Source organism: Massilimicrobiota sp. An142 (assembly GCF_002160725.1).
Lineage (GTDB): Bacteria > Bacillota_I > Bacilli_A > Erysipelotrichales > Coprobacillaceae > Allocoprobacillus > Allocoprobacillus merdigallinarum.
Genome location: NZ_NFLD01000083.1, coordinates 1 through 1125, shown reverse-complemented (window position 1 = coordinate 1125; position 1125 = coordinate 1). Strand labels below are relative to the sequence as shown.

Below are 1125 nucleotides of genomic sequence, written 5' to 3'. Positions count from 1 at the left end.
AAATTCAAAATTCTCCCTTTTTTTCTTTCTGTGCTAAAAAAGCACAAAAAGATACTGATCATTTTTAATGATTTTTTTAAGTTTTTAAGTTATAATTTTTTTAGAAAATGATGTCTATACTACCGATTAGCGTTTTATACGTAAATATCCCTTTTTCATTTTTCTAACTTTGGGATTTCGTTTGCCATCAACTCTATATTTGAGTGTTGTTGGTTTCTTGGTATAGACATTCCATCTTCCAAAGAGTCTATTGGGTCGAATAGGCTCTTTATTTTTTGAGGCTTTTCTTATTATTTTATTTATGAGTCTCCTGAATCCATCTTTCATGTTTAATAGTTTTGCAAGATTAGCCCTTAATAATTGTATCAGGTTATTTATATTTGTCTGATAATTATATTTTTCAGTATGTGTGATCAGTTTATCTGATTCTTTTTTTATCATTGCAGCTAAATTATGAACTATAACCTGTGAATGTAATTCCTGCAGTATGAGTTCTGCTTTTTCGCTCGTTACTTTTTCCATCTCAATCTTATTTTTTAGGATATCATATCCGGTTTCTGCTGACCATCGGTTTCCATAAAGCTGTAGCACTTCTTTTGTTGGCCATTCATTTTCATCAAGATTCGTGAAAATAATGATTTCTTCATCTTTTTCACTAACCTTTAATTGTCTTAATTCAGATTTCATAACTTTGATGACTCTTAACCTGAAATTCCTATGTCCTCTGGCATAATCCTTGACTTCCTCAACTTTAAAGCAATTAATCCATCTGTCATCCAAATCTACTTCAATCCAACCATCTCTTTCAATATTTTCTAGTTGTTTCTTATAAAAGTTTGTTTTTCCTCTGTAACAGAATTTATCGCCTTTCATATTATAATAAACAAAGATATCAGTTGATGGATAATTGCGGTCACCCATGTATATAACTTTCTGCTTTTCTAGAATATCATGAATATTATTCATTTGTTCATATGCCATGGGTATTTCAGAATCCTTATAAGATTTAATCAATACATCAATATATATACCATTGCATACATCTAAAAATCCAGATATTCTTGGAGAAGCTTTAAATAAATTGTTTCTATTGGGATCATTAACTCCAAAAACTCTAGCATTTTC

The 1125-nt window shown here is 29.6% G+C and carries 1 protein-coding gene; it reads right to left on the bottom strand.

Going from position 1 to position 1125, the window contains the following annotated elements; genetic code table 11:
* Window positions 1-126: 126 nt before the first annotated feature.
* A partial coding sequence (locus tag B5E87_RS14780) for a transposase (RefSeq protein ID WP_087246173.1) occupies window positions 127-1125 on the bottom strand: 999 nt, incomplete at its 5' end.